Genomic DNA, 16,394 nt, shown 5'->3' on the forward strand with positions numbered 1-16,394 from the left:
CCGTTGCGCAGCCGCATCGAGGCGCTGTACCGCGAGGAGTCGCGGCGCGTGCTGGCGACCCTGATCCGCCTGCTCGGCGATTTCGAGCTGGCCGAGGAAGCCTTGCACGACGCCTTCATCGCCGCCGTCGAGCAGTGGCCGCGCGACGGTATCCCGCGCAACCCGCGCGCCTGGCTGGTTTCCGCCGGGCGCTTCAAGGCCATCGACAACCTGCGCCGGCGAGCGCGCTTCGACGCCTCGCAGCGGCTGCTCGCCGAGCAACTGGAAGAGCAGGCCGAGGCGCCGCCGGAGGAGGGCGATGCGGTGGAAGACGACCGGCTACGCCTGATCTTCACCTGCTGCCACCCGGCGCTGACCCCCGAGGCACAGGTGGCGCTGACCCTGCGCGAGGTCTGCGACCTGCGCACCGAGGAGATCGCCCGCGCCTTCCTCGCCGCGCCCAGCGCCATCGCCCAACGCATCGTGCGGGCCAAGAACAAGATCCGCGAGGCCCGGATTCCCTACCAGGTACCGACCCTGGAGGAACTCCCCGAGCGGCTGGGCAACGTCCTGCAAGTGATCTACCTGGTGTTCAACGAGGGCTACTCGGCCTCCACCGGCACCAGCCTGACCCGCGCCGATCTCAGCGGCGAGGCGATCCGCGTCGGCCGCCTGCTGGTCGAACTGCTGCCCGACCCCGAGGCCCTCGGCCTGCTCGCCCTGATGTTGCTGCACGACTCGCGGCGCCAGGCGCGGACCTCGGCCAGCGGCGAACTGGTGCGGCTCGACGAGCAGGACCGCACGCTATGGGATCGCGGACTGATCGTCGAGGGGCTCGGCCTGGTCGAGCGAGCCCTGGCCAGCCGCCGTTTCGGGCCCTACACCCTGCAGGCGGCCATCGTCGCGGTGCACGCCCAGGCGCCGCGCGCCGAGGACACCGACTGGGCACGGATCGTCGCCCTCTACGACGCGCTACTGCGCCTGGCGCCATCGCCGGTGATCGAACTCAACCGCGCCGTGGCCTTGGCCATGCGCGATGGCGTCGAGGTCGGGCTGGCCGCGGTCGATGCGTTGCTGGCGCGGGGTGAACTGGCCGATTACCACCTGGCGCACTCGGCGCGCGCCGACTTCTGCCGCCGTCTCGGTCGCCGCCGCGAGGCCCGCGAGGCCTACCGCGCGGCACTGGCCCTGGCGCGCCAGGAGCCGGAGCGGCGCTTCATCGAGCAGCGCCTGCGCGAACTCGATTGAAGCCGGCTCAGGCGCCGTTGGCGCAGGCCGTACGCGCTTCGCCGCCAACGCCACGGGTGAACCACCAGAACGCCAGGGCCGCCAGGCTGATCGCCGCGCCGAGCAGGCTCACCGCGTCCCAGCCGGCCCAGGCGTACATGGCGGTGCCGGCGCTGGCGCCGAGGCCGCTGCCGGCGGCGTAGAACAGCATGTAGCAACCCACCAGGCGGCTGTGGGCGCGCGGGTCGATGGCGAAGACCAGGCTCTGGTTGAGCACATGGATCGCCTGGCCGGCGAGATCGAGCAGCAGCACGCCGAGAATCAGCGCCGCCAGCGAATGCGCGCCGAGGGCGAGCGGCAGCCAGGACAGCAGCAACAGCAGCAGGGCGCCGCCGCTGAGCGCCTGGGCGTGGCCGCGATCGGCCAGGCTGCCGGCCCGCGCCGCGCCCAGCGCGCCGAGCGCGCCGACCAGGCCGAAGGCGCCGATGGCGCTGTGCGACAGCGAATACGGCGGCGCGCCGAGCAGCAATACCAGGCTGCTCCAGAACACCCCGAAGGCGGCGAACATCAACAGCCCGAGCAGGCCGCGCACCTGCAGCACGCGCTGGCTCGCCAGCAGGCCGAACATCGAGCCGAGCAGCTGCCGGTAGGACAGCCCCAGTTCGTTGCTCGGCGCCGCCGGCAGTACCCGCCAGAGCAGCAGGCCAAGCCCGCCCATGCTCGCTGCCGAGACCAGGTAGACGCTGCGCCAGCCGCCGAGGTCGGCGAGCAGCCCGGCCAGGCTGCGCGCCAGCAGCAGGCCGATCACCACGCCGCCCTGCGCCGCGCCGACCACCCGCCCGCGCTCGCCAGGCGCCGCCAGCGCCGCGGCGTAGGCCAGCAGTCCCTGGGTCATGGCGGTGCCGAGCAGGCCCAGTCCGAGCAGCCCCAGCGCCAGGCCGAGGGTATCGCCGGCGAAGCCCACCAGCAGCAGCGACAGCACCAGCAGCAGGAGCTGGACGAACATCAGCCGGCGCCGCTCCAGCAGGTCGCCCAGCGGCACCACCAGCAGCAGCGCCAGGGCGCAACCGGCTTGGGTCGCGCCGAACAGCAGGCCGACCCCGGCCTGGCCGATGGCGAACTCGGCACCGAGGACGTCCAGCAGCGGCTGGGCGTAATAGACGTTGGCCACGCTGAGACCGCAGGCGACGGCGAACAGCAGCACCAGCGCGGAGGGGAGGGAGGATGGCGAGGATGGCATGCGAAGCGCTCCGTAAGGTTTCAATATGAAACTATGCGGAGGCTAGGAATTTTGGTTTTAAAATGCAACTTAAATTATCGCGGCAGTGCGTCTATCGATCGCGACTCGCGCACAGCGGAACGCGGGCCCGCCGCCGATTCACACCTGGCGGCGGGCCCGCGTAGCGGACGCTACCGGTCCTGCTCGCAGTTGACCATCCAGGCCACGCCGAAGCGGTCGGTGAACATGCCGAAGCTCGCCGCCCAGAAGGTCGGGCCCAGCGGCATCTGGACCGAGCCGCCCTCGGCGAGGGCGTTGAACAGGCGCTCGGCCTCGGCCTTGCTGTCGACGTTGAGGCTGATGGAACAGCCCTTGATGCCTTCGTAGGGATAGGCCGGGTGATTGTCCGAGGCCATCAGGGCGAAGCTGCCGACCACCAGCCGTGCGTGCATGATCTTGTCTTTCCAGTCGGCCGGGATGTCGCCGCACTCGGGGCTGTCGCCGAACGGCAGCATGGCCTCCAGGGTGCCGCCCAGGTGCTGGTGGTAGCAGCTGAAGGCCTCCCGGCAATTACCGTTGAAGATCAGGTAGGGGACGATTTGCATGGCGCTTTCCTCGTTCTTGGCGGAGTGCGGGGCGGTTCAGTTGCGTTTTTCCAGCTCGGCGCGCAGGCGCTCCTCGCGCTCGCGCAGTTCCGGGGTGAACTCCTCGCCGAAGTCCTCGGCCTCGAAGACCTGGCGGATCTCGATCTCGGATTCGCCGTCGAATGGGTTCGGGCATCGCTTGACCCACTCGATGGCCTCTTCCAGGGAGGCCACCTGGAACATCCAGAAACCGGCGATCAGCTCGCGGGTCTCGGCGAAGGGGCCGTCGATCACCGTCCGCGCGTTGCCGGAGAAACGCACCCGGGCGCCCTTGGCGCTGGGCTGTAGCCCTTCGCCGGCGAGCATCACCCCGGCCTTGACCAGTTCCTCGTTGTAGCGGCCCATCGCCGCGAGCAGTTCCTCGCTGGGCATCTCGCCGGCTTCGGAAGCCTGGGTGGCCTTGACGATCACCATGAATCTCATCTGCGTTCTCCTTGTTGTTCTGCGCAATGACGGCCCGTTCTGGCCCGCCTCCCGAACTGGTCGAACGGCGGGCCGGCGGATCGACAGGCGACGGCGGTTTTTTCGCTGGCCGGGGCAGTATAGGAGGCCCGCGCCGAGCGGCCGGGATGGCCGACGAGCGTCGCTGCGGAGTGTGCCGACCGCTGGGCGGGCCGCGCCAGCCGTGGCCTGCAGGGCTTCTACACTGTTCCAGCAGAACCATTTCCGCGAGCCTCGGCATGCCCCGTATCGTCTTCGCCCCGGCCATCCAGCGGCATGTCGCCATGCCCGCGCTGGACGTCGGCGCCGCCACCGTCGCCGCCGCCTTGCAGGCGGCCTTCGCCCGCGAGCCGCGCTTGCGCGGCTACCTGCTCGACGACCAGGGCAGTCTGCGCCGGCATGTGGCGCTGTTCGTCGATGGCGTGCAGGTCCGCGATCGCCGGGGATTGGGCGATCCGCTCCAAGACGATAGCGAGATCTACGTGGTGCAGGCGCTGAGCGGCGGTTGACCAACAGAGGAGGACATCCGGTGAGCGAGCGACTCTATGTCGGCACCCGCAAGGGCCTGTTCGAGCTGCGGCGCAACGCGGCGGGCCAGTGGCTGCCGATGGCCAGCCACTTCCTCGGCGAGCCGCTGAGCATGCTCCTCGCCGACCCGCGCGACGGCGCGCTCTACGCGGTGCTGAACCTCGGCCATTTCGGCGTCAAGCTGTGGCGTCGCGACGCCGGCGCGACGGACTGGATGGAATGCGCGGTGCCGGTCTATCCGCCGCAGCCGCCAGCGGCCGAACCGCTGGAAGGCCAGGCGGCGGAGCCACCCTGGTCGCTACAGCAGTTGTGGATCCTCGAGCCAGGCGGCGCCGACCGGCCCGGCACGCTGTGGGCCGGGACCATCCCCGGCGGCCTGTTCCGCTCCGACGACCGTGGCGCCAGCTGGCGCCTCAACCGCGAACTCTGGGAACGACCCGAGCGCGCCCAGTGGTTCGGCGGCGGCTACGACCATCCCGGCATCCATTCCATCTGCGTCGACCCACGCGACAGTCGCCACCTCACCGTCGCGGTGTCCTGCGGCGGCGTCTGGCAGAGCCACGACGACGGCCGCAGCTGGACCTGCACCACCAAAGGCATGCGCGCCGACTACATGCCGCCGGAGCAGAGCGAGGAGGCGGCGATCCAGGACCCGCACCGCCTGGTGCAGTGCCAGGCGCGCCCGGAGTTCCTCTGGGTGCAGCACCACAACGGCATCTTCCGTTCCCGCGACGGCGGCCTGCATTGGCAGGGCGTGGTCGCCGAGCCGTCCAGCTTCGGTTTCGCCGTCGCCGTGCATCCGCGGCAGCCGGACACGGCCTGGTTCGTCCCGGCGACCAAGGACGAATGCCGCATTCCCAGGGACGCCCGTTTCGTGGTCACCCGCACCCGCGACGGCGGCCGCAGCTTCGAGACCCTCGAGCGCGGCCTGCCCGACGGCCCGGCCTACGACCTGGTCTACCGCCACGGCCTGGACATCGACCCCAGCGGCGAGCGCCTGGCCATGGGCTCGACCACCGGCGGCCTGTGGCTCAGCGAGAACGGCGGGGAGGACTGGCAGCAGCTCTCCGCCAACCTGCCGCCGATCTACTGCGTGCGCTTCGCCTGAGCGCGCGGCGCTGGACAGCCTCGGCGCGCTTGCATAAGTTCGTGGGTTTTCGCCAAGGAGCCCACCCCATGAGCCTCGAATCCGTCCGGCGGTTCTTCGCCGAGAAAGCCCCGGACCTGCGCATCATCGAGCTGGAAACCAGCACCGCCACCGTCGCCCTGGCCGCCGAGGCCCATGGCGTGGAGCCGGGGCGGATCGCCAAGACCCTGTCGCTGCGGGTCGGCGAGCGCACCGTACTGGTAGTGGCGCGCGGCGACGCGCGGCTGGACAACCGCAAGATCAAGGCCGCCTTCGGCGGCAAGGCGAAGATGCTCGGCGCCGAGGACGTGGTCGAGCTGACCGGGCACCCGGTCGGCGGAGTCTGCCCGTTCGGCCTGGCGACGCCGCTGGCGGTGTACTGCGACGTCTCGCTGCAAGCCTTCGACGAAGTGCTGCCGGCCGCCGGCGCGGTGCACAGCGCGGTCCGCATCGCCCCGCAACGGATGGCCGAGCTGGTGGATGCGCAGTGGGTCGATGTGTGCCAGGAAGTCCTCCAGGAAGCCTGACGGCAACTGCCGGGCTCAGGCCAGGTTGAGCTGCCAGGACACCCCGAAGCGGTCGGCCAGCCAGGCGAAACGCTGGCTGAAGCCGTAGTCGCCGAGCGGCATCAGGGCCTTGCCGCCGTCGCCCAGGGCTTCGGCCAGGCGCTCGATCTGCGCGTTGCTCTCGCACTCGACGAAGAAGGAGAACGCCGGGGTGAAATCGAAGGCGTGCCGCACATGGCTGTCGATGCAATGCACGCTCTGGTCGCCGAGGCGGAACAGCGCCTTCAGCACCGAGCCCTCCGGGCCCGGCCCCTCGGCGCCGTAGCGCTGGATCTGGAGGATCTCGGCGTCGTCGAACAGCGACAGGTAGAAGTTCATGGCCGCCTCGGCCTGGACCCCCTGGAACATCAGGAAGGGGCGTACGCGTGCGCTCATCGCGGTCTCCTCTGGAAGGCTGGCTCGAGGCTAGAGCCTAGCTCACCACGTTGCGGGTGAAACGCACCACCTCGTCGCCGTCGTTGACGTAGGCGTACGGCTGGTCGCTGGCGAAGGCATGGAAGTCGCCGGCCTCGATGCGCCGTTCGCCGTCGGCCAGTTCCAGGCGCAGGCGACCTTCGATGACCAGAACCATCTCCCGCCAGCCGGCGGCGTCGGGTTCCGATACGTAGCGCTCGCCCGGTCCCAGCGACCAGGCCCAGAGTTCCACCTCGCGCCGCGCCGGCGCGCTGGCGAGGAGGGTGGCGCGGCTCTCGGGGTGGTGGCCGACCCAGGCCACCGCATTGATCCGCGAGCGGTCGGTGGCCGGTGCCTGGACCAGGTCGGGGAACAGCACGCCGAGGGCGGCGGCGATACGGTCGAGGGTCGACAGGCTGACATTGACGTCGCCGCTCTCGATGCCCACCAGCATCCGCCGGCTGACACTGGCCGCGCGGGCCAGCGCTTCCTGGCTGAGGCCGGCTTGCAGGCGCAGGCGGCGGACGTTGCCGGAGACATGTTCGAGGACGCTGGGGCGTTCGGTAGGGTTGGGCAATATATTGCTCACTGTCGCGGTTTTGCGCATTATAGTGCACATCCCGTTTCCCGCAGTCCATCGGGCTGCTTCCCACTGCCGGACCTCTTCCATGACCTCCACCTCCCGCGGCCTCGCCGGAACGCTGTTGCCGGTCGGCCTGCTATTGATCGCCATGGCCTCGATCCAGAGCGGCGCCTCCCTGGCGAAAAGCATGTTCCCCCTGGTCGGCGCCCAGGGCACCACGGCCCTGCGGCTGTTCTTCGCCGCGCTGATCCTGCTGCTGCTCCTGCGTCCCTGGCGCAAGCGCCTGAGCCTGCAATCGCTGCGCTCGGTGGTGGTCTACGGCATCGCCCTGGGCGGCATGAACCTGCTGTTCTATCTCTCGGTGCGCACCGTGCCGCTGGGCATCGCGGTGGCTCTGGAGTTCACCGGGCCGCTGCTGGTGGCGATCCTCTCCTCGCGGCGCCTGCTGGACTTCCTCTGGATCGGCCTGGCGGTGTTCGGCATCTGGCTGTTGCTGCCGCTGGGCAACAGCGCCGAGCCGCTCGACCTGGTCGGCGCCGCCTATGCCCTCGGCGCCGGCGTGTGCTGGGCGCTGTACATCCTCTTCGGCCAGCGCGCCGGCGCCGACCATGGCGCCCAGGGCGCCGCGCTGGGGGTGCTGGTGGCGGCGATCCTGGTGGTGCCGATCGGCGTCGCCCACGCCGGCGCCGACCTCCTCGACCCGGCGCTGATCCCGTTGGCGCTGGGCGTCGCGGTGCTCTCCACGGCCTTGCCCTACACCCTGGAAATGGTCGCGCTGACCCGCCTGCCGGCGCGCACCTTCGGCACCCTGATGAGCATCGAGCCGGCCTTCGGCGCGCTCTCCGGGCTGCTGTTCCTCGGCGAGCGGCTGAGCCCGACCCAATGGCTGGCCATCGGCGCGATCATCCTCGCCTCGGTCGGCACTACCCTCAGCGTCAAGTCGCGTGGCGCCGCCCCGGCGCTACCGGCCAAGGACTGAGGCGGCCGCCGCGTCCTCCCGCTGCAGGCGCTCGTGCTGGCGGATGAAGCGCCGCGCGCTGCGCGCCAGGCGGATGCAGAGCATGATCGCCGCGCCGGTCAGGCCCACCACCAGGCCCTGCCACAGGCCGCGCGGTCCGGTGGGTTCCTGGATCCAGTCGGTGAGGCCGAGGCTGTAGCCCACCGGCAGGCCGATGCCCCAGTAGGCGAACAGGGTCATGATCATCGTCACCCGGGTGTCCTGGTAGCCGCGCAGGGCCCCGGCGGCGGTGACCTGCAGGGCGTCGGAGAACTGGAACAGCGCGGAGAACACGATCAGCGAGGCGGCGATGGCGATCACCGCCGGGTCCGGCGAATACATCGCGGCGATCTGCTCGCGCAGCAACAACATCAGGCTCGCCGAGACGCAGGCGTAGCCCAGCGCCGCGGCCATCCCCACGCCGGCGGCGAAGCGCGCGTCGCGCGGCAGGCCGGCGCCGAGGTTGTGGCCGACCCGCACGGTCACCGCCATCCCCAGCGAATAGGGAATCATGAACACCAGCGCGCTGAAGTTCAGGGCGATCTGGTGTCCGGCCACCACGTTCTCGTCGAGCCCGCCGATCAGCAGGGCGATCACCGAGAAGATGCTCGACTCGGCGAACACCGCGATGCCGATCGGCAGGCCGACCGCCACCAGCGGGCCGATGGTCGCGCGATCCGGCCACTCCCAGCGCGAGAACAGTTGGCTGGCGCGGTAGATCGAGGCCTTGTTCACCCAGAACAGCATGCCGAGGAACATGAACCACATCACCGAGCCGGTGGCCCAGCCGCAGCCGGGGCCGCCCATCTTCGGCATGCCGAAGTGGCCGTAGATCAGCGCGTAGTTGATCGGGATGTTCAGCAGCAGCCCGCCGATCCCCAGCACCATGCTCGGCCGGGTCCGTCCCAGGCCGTTGGTGTAGCAGCGCAGTACGTGATACAGCGCCGCCGCCGGGAAGCCCAGGGCGATGCCCTTGAGGTACAGCAGGCTCGGCCCGATCAGTTCCGGGCGCACTTTCATCAAGCCGAGGATCGGCTCCGACAACCACCACAGCACCGCCCCCGACAGCGGTCCGATCAGCAGCGCCAGCCACAGCGCCTGGCGCACCAGCGGCCCGGTGCCGGGCTGGTCGCCGGCGCCATGGCGCTGGGCGACCTTGGCCGTGGTGGCGAGCAGGGTGCCGGTCATCAGCAGGAACATCGGGATCCAGATCGAGTTGCCCAGCGCCACCGCTGCCAGGTCGTGCGGACTGGCGCGCCCGGCCATCACCGCATCGACGAAGCCCATGGCGGTGGTCGCCAGTTGCGCGATCATGATCGGCGCGGCGAGGGTCAGCAGTTCCTTGAGTTCGGCGCGGATGCGCAAGCCACGGGAAAGGGGCAGGGCGGGGCTGTTCACGGCAGTCCTTGTCTGGGCAGGGGAACCGCGTAGTTTACGGGTTGACGGGGTGGTCAGGAAGGGTCAGCAGGGTCGTGCCGGTTACCCAGCCCCCCACCGCGCTACGCGCAGACAAACGACCCCGCGCTGCCCGCTTGAGGCCCGACCCCGTAGGGCGAATAACCGCCTGGCGGTTATCCGCCACATACCCGTGACAGCGGCGGATGACATGCCCTGGAAACGCCGGACATCTCCCCCAGACTTTTCCGCAGCCTCTCTCAGACGCCCAGGAATTGGATAAAAAACCAGTAGGAGGAAGATGGAGGGGTCGCCAAGTCCATCTGTTTTCTTGGGGGCAGAAAAGACGCGGGCCGCAGGTGCAGGAACACCTACGACCCGCTAACCAGAGACCAGCTAATCAAGGAGCTGACCCATGGCTAAGGCCGATGATACGTCGAATCCCGCAATAACCGCACAGTCCCCTTCCACCTTCATCCCCCTGCGACGCACCTCGCAATGCAACCAGCACCCCGGTTGCGCCACCCTCTACCTGGACAGCAGCGCAGCCAGCGAAGATCTGTTCGACACCGCCCGCCGCCGGCTGGAGTCGGCGATCGGAACGCTGAGCGTCCTCGACCTGCTCGACGAAACCGAAGAGCCCGGCGAAAGCATCTGCCGCATCACCGGTTCCCTGCTGTCGTTGCTCAGCGACGCCCTGTCGCTGTTCGAGGCGGAATACGCACGCAGACACCGATAACCGACGGAGGCGGTGCCCCCCGGCAAGGCCGGGGGGTTGAGTAGCGGGGCGAAAAGGGGATCCCTCTCCGCCCTGGCTCGGCAGTTGCGCGGTCGGGCGAAAGCCACCTGCCCGCTACGCACGCCAACCCAGGCAATCCCTGACGATGACCGGTCTTTCATCTGCGACTGTTTCTCATTTACACTCGACCCCCATTCTTCGGAGCCAGGCTCCTTTCCTGGGTGCATCGTGCCGTTCGATCCCGCCAAGCCGACGCTGTTGTCCACACTGGTTCGTCACTACGAGGAACTGGTCGACCATGTTCGCCGGCGCTTCGGCGACCGGGGCATGGCGCGCGAAGTGGTGCACGACGTGTGCGTGCAGTTGCTCGAACGCGACGAGAAGGAGGACGTGCACACGCCCCTGGCCCTGCTGCGGAAAATCTCCCACGACACCGCCGTGAGCCGCTATCGTAGCGACCGTCGTCGAACCGCCTGGGTGGAAGCCGTCGCCGAGCTTCCGGAAGTCGCCTGCATGGCGGCGACGCCCATGGGTCGCCATGAGGCCGAGCGCGAGTTCCAGGCACTGGTCGACGCCATCGCCACGCTTCCTCCTCGCTGCCAGGCCGTTTTCGTCATGCACAAGATCCACGAAGTTCCCCAGGCGCAAGTCGCCGACCGCCTCGGCATCTCCGTCAAGACCGTGGAAAAGCACCTGCGCCTCGGACTGGCGGCCTGCCGGGAACGGCTCGGCCGCGGCGAGGCACGGCCATGACCCAGCCCTCGAAACGGAATGGGCAGGTTCCGCTGGACGACGCCCTGGAGCGCCATCGCGACGCGCTGAAGGACCTGTTCCCGCTGCCGCCCTCCCGGCCGAAATCGCGCAAGGCAAGCAAGGCGGCCGGCGTCGCGCTATTGCTGGCGCTGGCCATCGGCGCCCTGGCCTGGCTGGACCCGGCCTACAAGCGCGAGCGCTTCGCCACCGCCATCGGTGAGCGGCGCGACGTGACCCTGGCCGACGGCAGCCAGCTCCTGCTCGACAGCGGCAGCCAGATCGAGGTCAGTTGGCACCCGCTCAGCCGCCGGGTCGCGTTGCGCGCGGGGCAGGTGCTTTTCGAGGTATCCCCGGCGCGCTATCGGCCCTTCGTGGTGTCCGCGGGTTCGACCGACATCCGCGTGCTCGGCACCCGGTTCAACGTGCGCCGCCTGGACGACGATGTCCGCGTGACCCTGGAGCGTGGCCGGGTGGAGGTCGGCACCTCGGCTACGGCGCAAGCGCCAGTCGTGCTCCTGCCGGGCCAGCAGGTCGATGCCATTGGCGGGCAACTGATGCCGCTGGCCAAGGTCGATGCCGCCACGGCGATGGCCTGGAAAGACGACCGCCTGGTCTTCGAGCGCACGCCCCTGGGCGAAGCCGTCGCGCTGCTGCGCCATTATCGCAAGGCGCCCATTCTCCTGGACGACCCCAGCCTGGCCTCCCTCCGGCTGACCGGCGTCTTCGCCGCGCACAACGCCGACCGGCTGCTCGACCTGCTGCCGAGCATCCTTCCCGTGGCCGTGTCGCGGCAGGAGGACGGCAGCGTCGAGATCCAACGCAAATCGACGCGAAAATAATTCTCGGACGCAGGTAGGGTTTCCCGCGCGCCGTGGCGGCTATCCAGGAAAAGCCAACCTGCATAGGAAATCGAGACGTGCATTTTTCCCTCCGCAGTCGCCACCTGCGTCCTTCATTGCTCGCCAGCAGCCTGCTCCTGGCGGTGTCGGCCCAGGGCCAGGAAAAGCTCGACGTGGATCTGCCCGCCGCGCCGCTCGGCCAGGCGATCAACGCCCTCGCGCAACAATCCTCGGTACAGATCCTCTTCGCCGGCGATCTCGGCGCCGGCCGCCAGGCGCCCGCGCTGAAGGGGCGTTTCACCCCCGAAGAGGCATTGCGCCAGTTGCTCAGGGACAGCGGCCTGAAGGCGCAGGCCAGGGACGAACATACCTTCATCGTCGTTCCGGCCAGCGAAGCCGCCGTGCCCGCTACGCATGCCCGCAGCGAACCGCTGGACATGGAGCAGATGGAAATCACCGCCTCGCGCACCAGCAGCGACCTGGTCTCCGCCACGCGCCAGTCCACCGTCATCGAGCATGCCCAACTGGAGGAGCTGCGCCAGGGCTCCGACAGCCTGGCCACCGTGCTGGCCAAGGCGGTGCCGGGGATGTCCGATTCCAGCCGCACCATCACCGAATACGGCCAGACCCTGCGCGGGCGCAGCATGCTGGTGATGGTCGACGGCGTGCCGCTGAACACCAACCGCGACTCCTCGCGCAACCTGGCCAACATCGACCCGGCGCTGATCGAGCGGATCGAGGTGATCCGTGGCAGCAGCGCCATCTACGGCAGCGGCGCCACCGGCGGGATCATCTCCATCACCACCCGTCCGGCCGGCGGCGAGAACCGCGCGGAAACCCGCCTCAGCGCCACCTCGCCGCTGACCCGGCTGGGCAGCGATGGCCTCGGCGGCCAGTTCCAGCAATACTTCGCCGGCTCCCTGGGGGCGCTCGACTATTCGTTCGACTTCGGCACCCGCCACGTCGGCGCTTCCTACGACGCCCATGGCGACCGCATCGCCCCGGAACCCAGCCAGGGCGACCTGTTCGACTCGAACGTCTACAACATCGGCGGCAAGCTCGGCCTGCGCATCGACGAGAACCAGCGCGTGCAGCTCGCCCTCAGCCACTACGACGCCCGCCAGGACACCGACTACGCCACCGACCCGAGGGTCGCCAGGCTGCCGGCGGGCTCGGTCCCGGCCAACGCGATCAAGGGCCTGGAGCTGGACGAGCAGAACCGCATCCGCAACACCCTGGCGAACCTCGAGTACGAGAACCTCGACATCCTCGGCAGCCGGCTCTCCGCGCAGCTCTACTACCGCGACTACTTCACCCGCTTCACCCCGTTCGACGCCCGCGCCGTTTCCACCCGCGGCGGCAACGTCGACCAGATCATGCAGAACAGCGAAGTGTTCGGCAGCCGCCTGACCCTGCGCACGCCGCTGGGCGAAAGCGGCAATACCGAACTGGTCTGGGGCGGCGACTACAACCAGGAACGCAGCGACATGCCGCTCGACGTGTTCGACCCGGCGGCCTACGACGCCAGCGGCGGGCTGGTCTTCGACAAGATCGGCAAGCTCACCTACATGCCGCCGCTACGCACCCGCAGCGCCGGCGCGTTCGCCCAGTTGCAGCATCGCTTCGACGAACACTGGTCGATCGACGGCGGCCTGCGCTACGAATACTCCACCGCCGAATTCGACGACTTCATCCCGCTCTCCGAGTCCAAGGCAGCCTCGCCGGTGACCGTCAAGGGCGGCGACCTCGACTACGACGCGGTGCTGTCGAACCTCGGCATCGTCTATTCGCCGGTGGCTGGCCAGGAAATCTATGCCTCCTTCAGCCAGGGCTTCCAGTTGCCCGACGTCGGCATCCAGCTGCGCAACGCCCGCCGTGGCTTCGATATCGGCTCCTCGAACCTCGAACCGGTGAAGACCAACAACTACGAACTCGGCTGGCGCGGCGCCATCGGCGGCAACACCCTGGGCAGCCTGGCGCTGTTCTACACCACCTCCAAGCTGGGCGACGTGCAGAGCTTCAACAACGGCCTGATCCTCACCCGCACCAAGGAGCGCATCTACGGCGTCGAGGCCAGCGCCGACTGGCTCAGCGACGACGAAGTCTGGGGCGCGGGCGGCAGCGCCACCTGGATGCGCGGACGCGAGAAGCCGGACGGCAAGGACTGGCAGGACATGACCGGCTACCGCGTGCCGCCGCTGAAGCTGACCGCCTACCTGCAATACAAGCCGGATGCCGACTGGAACAACCGCCTGCAGGCCACCTTCTTCGACTCCAAGGACTACCGTCTCGACGGCGTGGAAAGCTTCGGCCGGCGCCAGGTCAGCACCTACACCACGGTCGACCTGGTCAGCCAGTACCGCATCACCCCCGACGACCAGTTGAGCCTGGGCATCCAGAACCTGTTCAACCGCGACTACTACCCGCTCTACAGCCAGTTGCTGCGCAACAACAACAACACCAGCCACCTGCCGGCGCCGGGCACGGTGCTGACGGCGAGCTATACGCACAACTGGTGAGGGGAGGGCGGAGCCACCGGGCCTGGGCGGCCCGGTGGGCAGGGAGGGTGCTTCCAGAGGGACGGCGGCCCCGTTGTCATGGGCAGGCATTTCCGTCCAATGCCGGACGCCGATCCAGGTCGGCCAGGTAATGGGGAAGGACAGGGTACGCCGTCCCGCTCAGAACACGACCTGCCCCGACATGCCCGGCTGCACCTCACCGCCGATCCAGATATCGCCGCCGATCTGCTCGACGCTTATCCGCCCCCGGCGACCCAAGGCCGTGCCCTGGCTCGCCGTGTAGCGCCCGGGCATGACTCCCGTGCCGATCAGCCATTGCGCCAGGCTCGCGTTGAGGCTGCCGGTAACGGGGTCTTCATTGAGTTCCTCGCCCATGAAGGCGCGCACTTCCACATCCGCCTCCGCCTGGGGACCTTGCCAGGGCGCGACCACGCCCACGTTGAGCCCGTCGAGCTTCGCGTAGTCCGGGCGAATGGCCAGGACCTCGTCACGCGTGGCCAGCCGAACGGCGACCCAGCCGGGTCCGTTGTCCACCCATTGGCTGCCGAGTACCTGCCCCGGGGACAGGCCAAGCCCGCTCTCGATCCGTCGCAACACCTCGTCTTCGACCGCTCCGCCACGAAGCAGGGGAGGCGCCGCGAACGACAGCAAGGCGCCCTTGCGGCGGATGCGGATCAGGCCCGCCAGACACTCCTGGACGATCTCGTCAGCAGCATTGCCGCCCCCCTGGTTCAGCCAGACCTGGCAGCTCCCCAGCGTCGGATGCCCGGCAAAGGGCAACTCCCGCAACGGGGTGAAGATCCTCACGCGATAGTCGGCTTCGGCAACGGTCGGCCGCAGCAGGAAGGTCGTCTCGCTCAACTGGGTCCAGGCGGCGAACTCGAGCATCTGCTGGCTGCTCAGGCGGTCGGCGCCAATCACCACGGCAACGGCGTTGCCTTTGAAGGGCTGTTCGGAGAAGACATCGACTTGCTCGAAGGGTAACGAAACCGGCATGGAACCTCCTGTTGTTGTGGCGGGGGAGGATAGGCTAGAGAGCTGCCGTCCGAAACCGGAGGGGGAACTTTCGAGGGGCTGCCGCGGGACGGTAGTTGTTTTCGTTAGGGACAGCGTGCGGTAAAAAGGGGCCAGTGTGCTCTCTTCTTCTACGGATTCCGTATTCGAAGTATCTTCGGATTTGAGCGTTAGTTGGCCGGCTTGCGGGGAGCGGCATGATGGTGGCGTGCGGGCTGGAAAATCATAAGAGCTGGCTGGTTAGAGTAGCCTAATGATTAGGCTCGTTTCTCTACAGTTCTTTGTCCGACCAGCCTTCCAGTTTTGTCTGGATTACTTTGCCCTTTTCGCCTTCATTCTGAACTGATACATACTGGTAGGTTTTTTTAAGCGAGGCCCTGACGCCATTGTCAATCAATTTGAGCGTGTAGGTGGTTTTTGAATTCTCCTCATCACTGATTCTATTGCTGAGGAATTTCTGCCCATGCTTGAGTGTCGCGACGAGCTCGCGATTGCTGACGGTTGCAGTCCAGCCATTAGCTGGCGCAGGTGTGCCCATGACATATTCGTTGGCTGGATGAAAGACCGAAATTCCAGAGTCCCATCCCGCAACTTTTACTGATCCGGCATCGTGTGTCAGTGCTCCATAGATGGCGGTGAATGCCTGTAGGAAGTTTAACTGAAATTCTTTTGACTTGGCGATTGCATTTCCTTCGCTGTCGTAAAAACCTATTCCGGAGAACTTGCCCTGGTCGGCAGTGACCGTCTTGATGGGGGAGGCCATGTTGCATACGTCAAATACTATTTTTCTAAATTGCATAGGCAGTTTTGTTTTCTTTCTGAAGTCAGCGACCGCTTTCGCCACGGCCTCGGCACTGCTGCTTCCCGCCTGAGCTCCTCCACCGTGAGCAAGAATTATTGCGCCCGCATCTCCTTGAAGTGTTGACAAGTCTGGAGTGTGAATGTCTTCAGTGGCATGCCTTGTAACGGCTTCGGCCTCCAACACTTCGAAACCTTTCAAAGGCTCATCGCTATTATTCGAGAAGATTTCCTGGATATCGCTCTGCGAGCGCTTCGCAGAAAGGTGGTACCAGCCAATGAATTTGACTTCGCTTCTTGATGCATACTTGTGGTAAATGCCAAGTACGCTAGGTATTGGGCTGCAGCCCTTAAGTCCAACCGTGAATATAAATACATTTTTAACTCTCATGCAAGTCTCCCTGTTTTCTGGTTGTAGTAAATGAGCCAAGAGTTTAATAGGCATGCTAGTTCAGGTCGGCGAAATTTCAAGTCGATAAGCATGGCGTTGGTCTGGTTGGGTTGGAAGGCTGGTTTTTTCTGCGAGTCCTCCCTGTGGTGGAGGTTTCTTGAATCTGAAAGCCTGCGAGTTAAACCTGAAACTTTTTTCCCATGAAGAATACCAGAGCCCCTGATATTTGAGATTGTAAATAAC

General features: G+C 67.3%; 17 protein-coding genes. 9 read left to right on the plus strand and 8 right to left on the minus strand.

Translation table 11 applies throughout. The features are described 5' to 3' along the window. Positions 1–3: 3 nt before the first annotated feature. Positions 4–1,227 carry an RNA polymerase sigma factor gene (locus tag FOC67_RS07330; RefSeq protein WP_031627630.1) on the plus strand — a complete coding sequence of 408 codons (1,224 nt, stop codon included), beginning with the start codon at positions 4–6 and terminating at the stop codon, positions 1,225–1,227. 7 nt (positions 1,228–1,234) lie between these two features. Here the strand turns inward: FOC67_RS07330 and FOC67_RS07335 are convergent, their stop codons facing one another. The 3 genes from FOC67_RS07335 to FOC67_RS07345 all read right to left on the minus strand — a co-directional run bounded on the left by FOC67_RS07335 (position 1,235) and on the right by FOC67_RS07345 (position 3,492). Further along, positions 1,235–2,446: an MFS transporter gene (locus tag FOC67_RS07335; protein WP_003145238.1), complete on the minus strand. Its 1,212-nt coding sequence runs from the start codon at positions 2,444–2,446 to the stop codon at positions 1,235–1,237. A 170-nt stretch (positions 2,447–2,616) separates the two neighbouring features. Next, positions 2,617–3,030 carry a VOC family protein gene (locus tag FOC67_RS07340; protein WP_003082839.1) on the minus strand — a complete coding sequence of 138 codons (414 nt, stop codon included), beginning with the start codon at positions 3,028–3,030 and terminating at the stop codon, positions 2,617–2,619. A gap of 36 nt (positions 3,031–3,066) precedes the next feature. Continuing rightward, positions 3,067–3,492 carry a YciI family protein gene (locus tag FOC67_RS07345; RefSeq protein ID WP_003086910.1) on the minus strand — a complete coding sequence of 142 codons (426 nt, stop codon included), beginning with the start codon at positions 3,490–3,492 and terminating at the stop codon, positions 3,067–3,069. Between the two features lie 257 nt (positions 3,493–3,749). Between FOC67_RS07345 and FOC67_RS07350 the strand changes: the two genes are divergently transcribed. The 3 genes from FOC67_RS07350 (at position 3,750) to FOC67_RS07360 (ending at position 5,691) form a co-directional block, all read left to right on the plus strand. Then, entirely contained in the window at positions 3,750–4,019 is a 270-nt protein-coding gene (locus FOC67_RS07350) for a MoaD/ThiS family protein (protein ID WP_003086912.1), read from the plus strand. A gap of 20 nt (positions 4,020–4,039) precedes the next feature. Continuing rightward, positions 4,040–5,146 carry an exo-alpha-sialidase gene (locus FOC67_RS07355; RefSeq protein WP_009314854.1) on the plus strand — a complete coding sequence of 369 codons (1,107 nt, stop codon included), beginning with the start codon at positions 4,040–4,042 and terminating at the stop codon, positions 5,144–5,146. A gap of 68 nt (positions 5,147–5,214) precedes the next feature. Further along, positions 5,215–5,691, plus strand: coding sequence for a YbaK/EbsC family protein (locus FOC67_RS07360; protein WP_003086914.1), 477 nt, complete (start codon positions 5,215–5,217; stop codon positions 5,689–5,691). Between the two features lie 15 nt (positions 5,692–5,706). Here the strand turns inward: FOC67_RS07360 and FOC67_RS07365 are convergent, their stop codons facing one another. Together FOC67_RS07365 and FOC67_RS07370 are read right to left on the minus strand one after the other, a co-directional pair. Continuing rightward, positions 5,707–6,105 carry a VOC family protein gene (locus FOC67_RS07365; RefSeq protein ID WP_009314853.1) on the minus strand — a complete coding sequence of 133 codons (399 nt, stop codon included), beginning with the start codon at positions 6,103–6,105 and terminating at the stop codon, positions 5,707–5,709. Between the two features lie 37 nt (positions 6,106–6,142). Continuing rightward, a complete protein-coding gene (locus tag FOC67_RS07370) occupies positions 6,143–6,793 on the minus strand; it encodes a helix-turn-helix domain-containing protein (protein WP_003082844.1) in 651 nt (216 codons plus the stop codon). Between FOC67_RS07370 and rhtA the strand changes: the two genes are divergently transcribed. After that, positions 6,792–7,685: a threonine/homoserine exporter RhtA gene (rhtA, locus tag FOC67_RS07375; protein ID WP_003086919.1), complete on the plus strand. Its 894-nt coding sequence runs from the start codon at positions 6,792–6,794 to the stop codon at positions 7,683–7,685. The two genes, FOC67_RS07370 and rhtA, sit on opposite strands and share 2 nt — an antisense overlap. On the opposite strand, the gene pmpM is transcribed toward rhtA, so the two are convergent. Beyond that, positions 7,668–9,101: a proton-coupled multidrug efflux MATE transporter PmpM gene (gene pmpM / locus FOC67_RS07380; RefSeq protein WP_003086920.1), complete on the minus strand. Its 1,434-nt coding sequence runs from the start codon at positions 9,099–9,101 to the stop codon at positions 7,668–7,670. The two genes, rhtA and pmpM, sit on opposite strands and share 18 nt — an antisense overlap. A gap of 412 nt (positions 9,102–9,513) precedes the next feature. On the opposite strand from pmpM, the gene FOC67_RS07385 reads away from it, so the two are divergent. From FOC67_RS07385 to FOC67_RS07400, 4 genes are all read left to right on the plus strand, one after another. Continuing rightward, positions 9,514–9,837 (plus strand): hypothetical protein, encoded by a 324-nt coding sequence (locus FOC67_RS07385; protein ID WP_003082848.1) that lies wholly within the window; start codon positions 9,514–9,516, stop codon positions 9,835–9,837. Positions 9,838–10,065: 228 nt separating this feature from the next. Continuing rightward, positions 10,066–10,590 carry an RNA polymerase sigma factor gene (locus tag FOC67_RS07390; protein WP_003449595.1) on the plus strand — a complete coding sequence of 175 codons (525 nt, stop codon included), beginning with the start codon at positions 10,066–10,068 and terminating at the stop codon, positions 10,588–10,590. Further along, positions 10,587–11,429, plus strand: a complete 843-nt coding sequence (locus tag FOC67_RS07395) for a FecR family protein (protein ID WP_003101998.1) — start codon at positions 10,587–10,589, stop codon at positions 11,427–11,429. Before FOC67_RS07390 ends, FOC67_RS07395 begins: the two co-directional genes overlap by 4 nt. Positions 11,430–11,506: 77 nt before the next feature. Next, positions 11,507–13,948: a TonB-dependent receptor gene (locus FOC67_RS07400; protein WP_009314849.1), complete on the plus strand. Its 2,442-nt coding sequence runs from the start codon at positions 11,507–11,509 to the stop codon at positions 13,946–13,948. A gap of 159 nt (positions 13,949–14,107) precedes the next feature. Here the strand turns inward: FOC67_RS07400 and FOC67_RS07405 are convergent, their stop codons facing one another. Then, positions 14,108–14,944: a PhzF family phenazine biosynthesis protein gene (locus tag FOC67_RS07405; protein WP_003109588.1), complete on the minus strand. Its 837-nt coding sequence runs from the start codon at positions 14,942–14,944 to the stop codon at positions 14,108–14,110. A gap of 289 nt (positions 14,945–15,233) precedes the next feature. Continuing rightward, positions 15,234–16,151 carry a hypothetical protein gene (locus FOC67_RS07410; RefSeq protein ID WP_009314848.1) on the minus strand — a complete coding sequence of 306 codons (918 nt, stop codon included), beginning with the start codon at positions 16,149–16,151 and terminating at the stop codon, positions 15,234–15,236. Positions 16,152–16,394 lie beyond the last annotated feature (243 nt).

Origin of the sequence: Pseudomonas sp. FDAARGOS_761, from assembly GCF_013343155.1 — a bacterium.
Lineage (GTDB): Bacteria > Pseudomonadota > Gammaproteobacteria > Pseudomonadales > Pseudomonadaceae > Pseudomonas > Pseudomonas aeruginosa.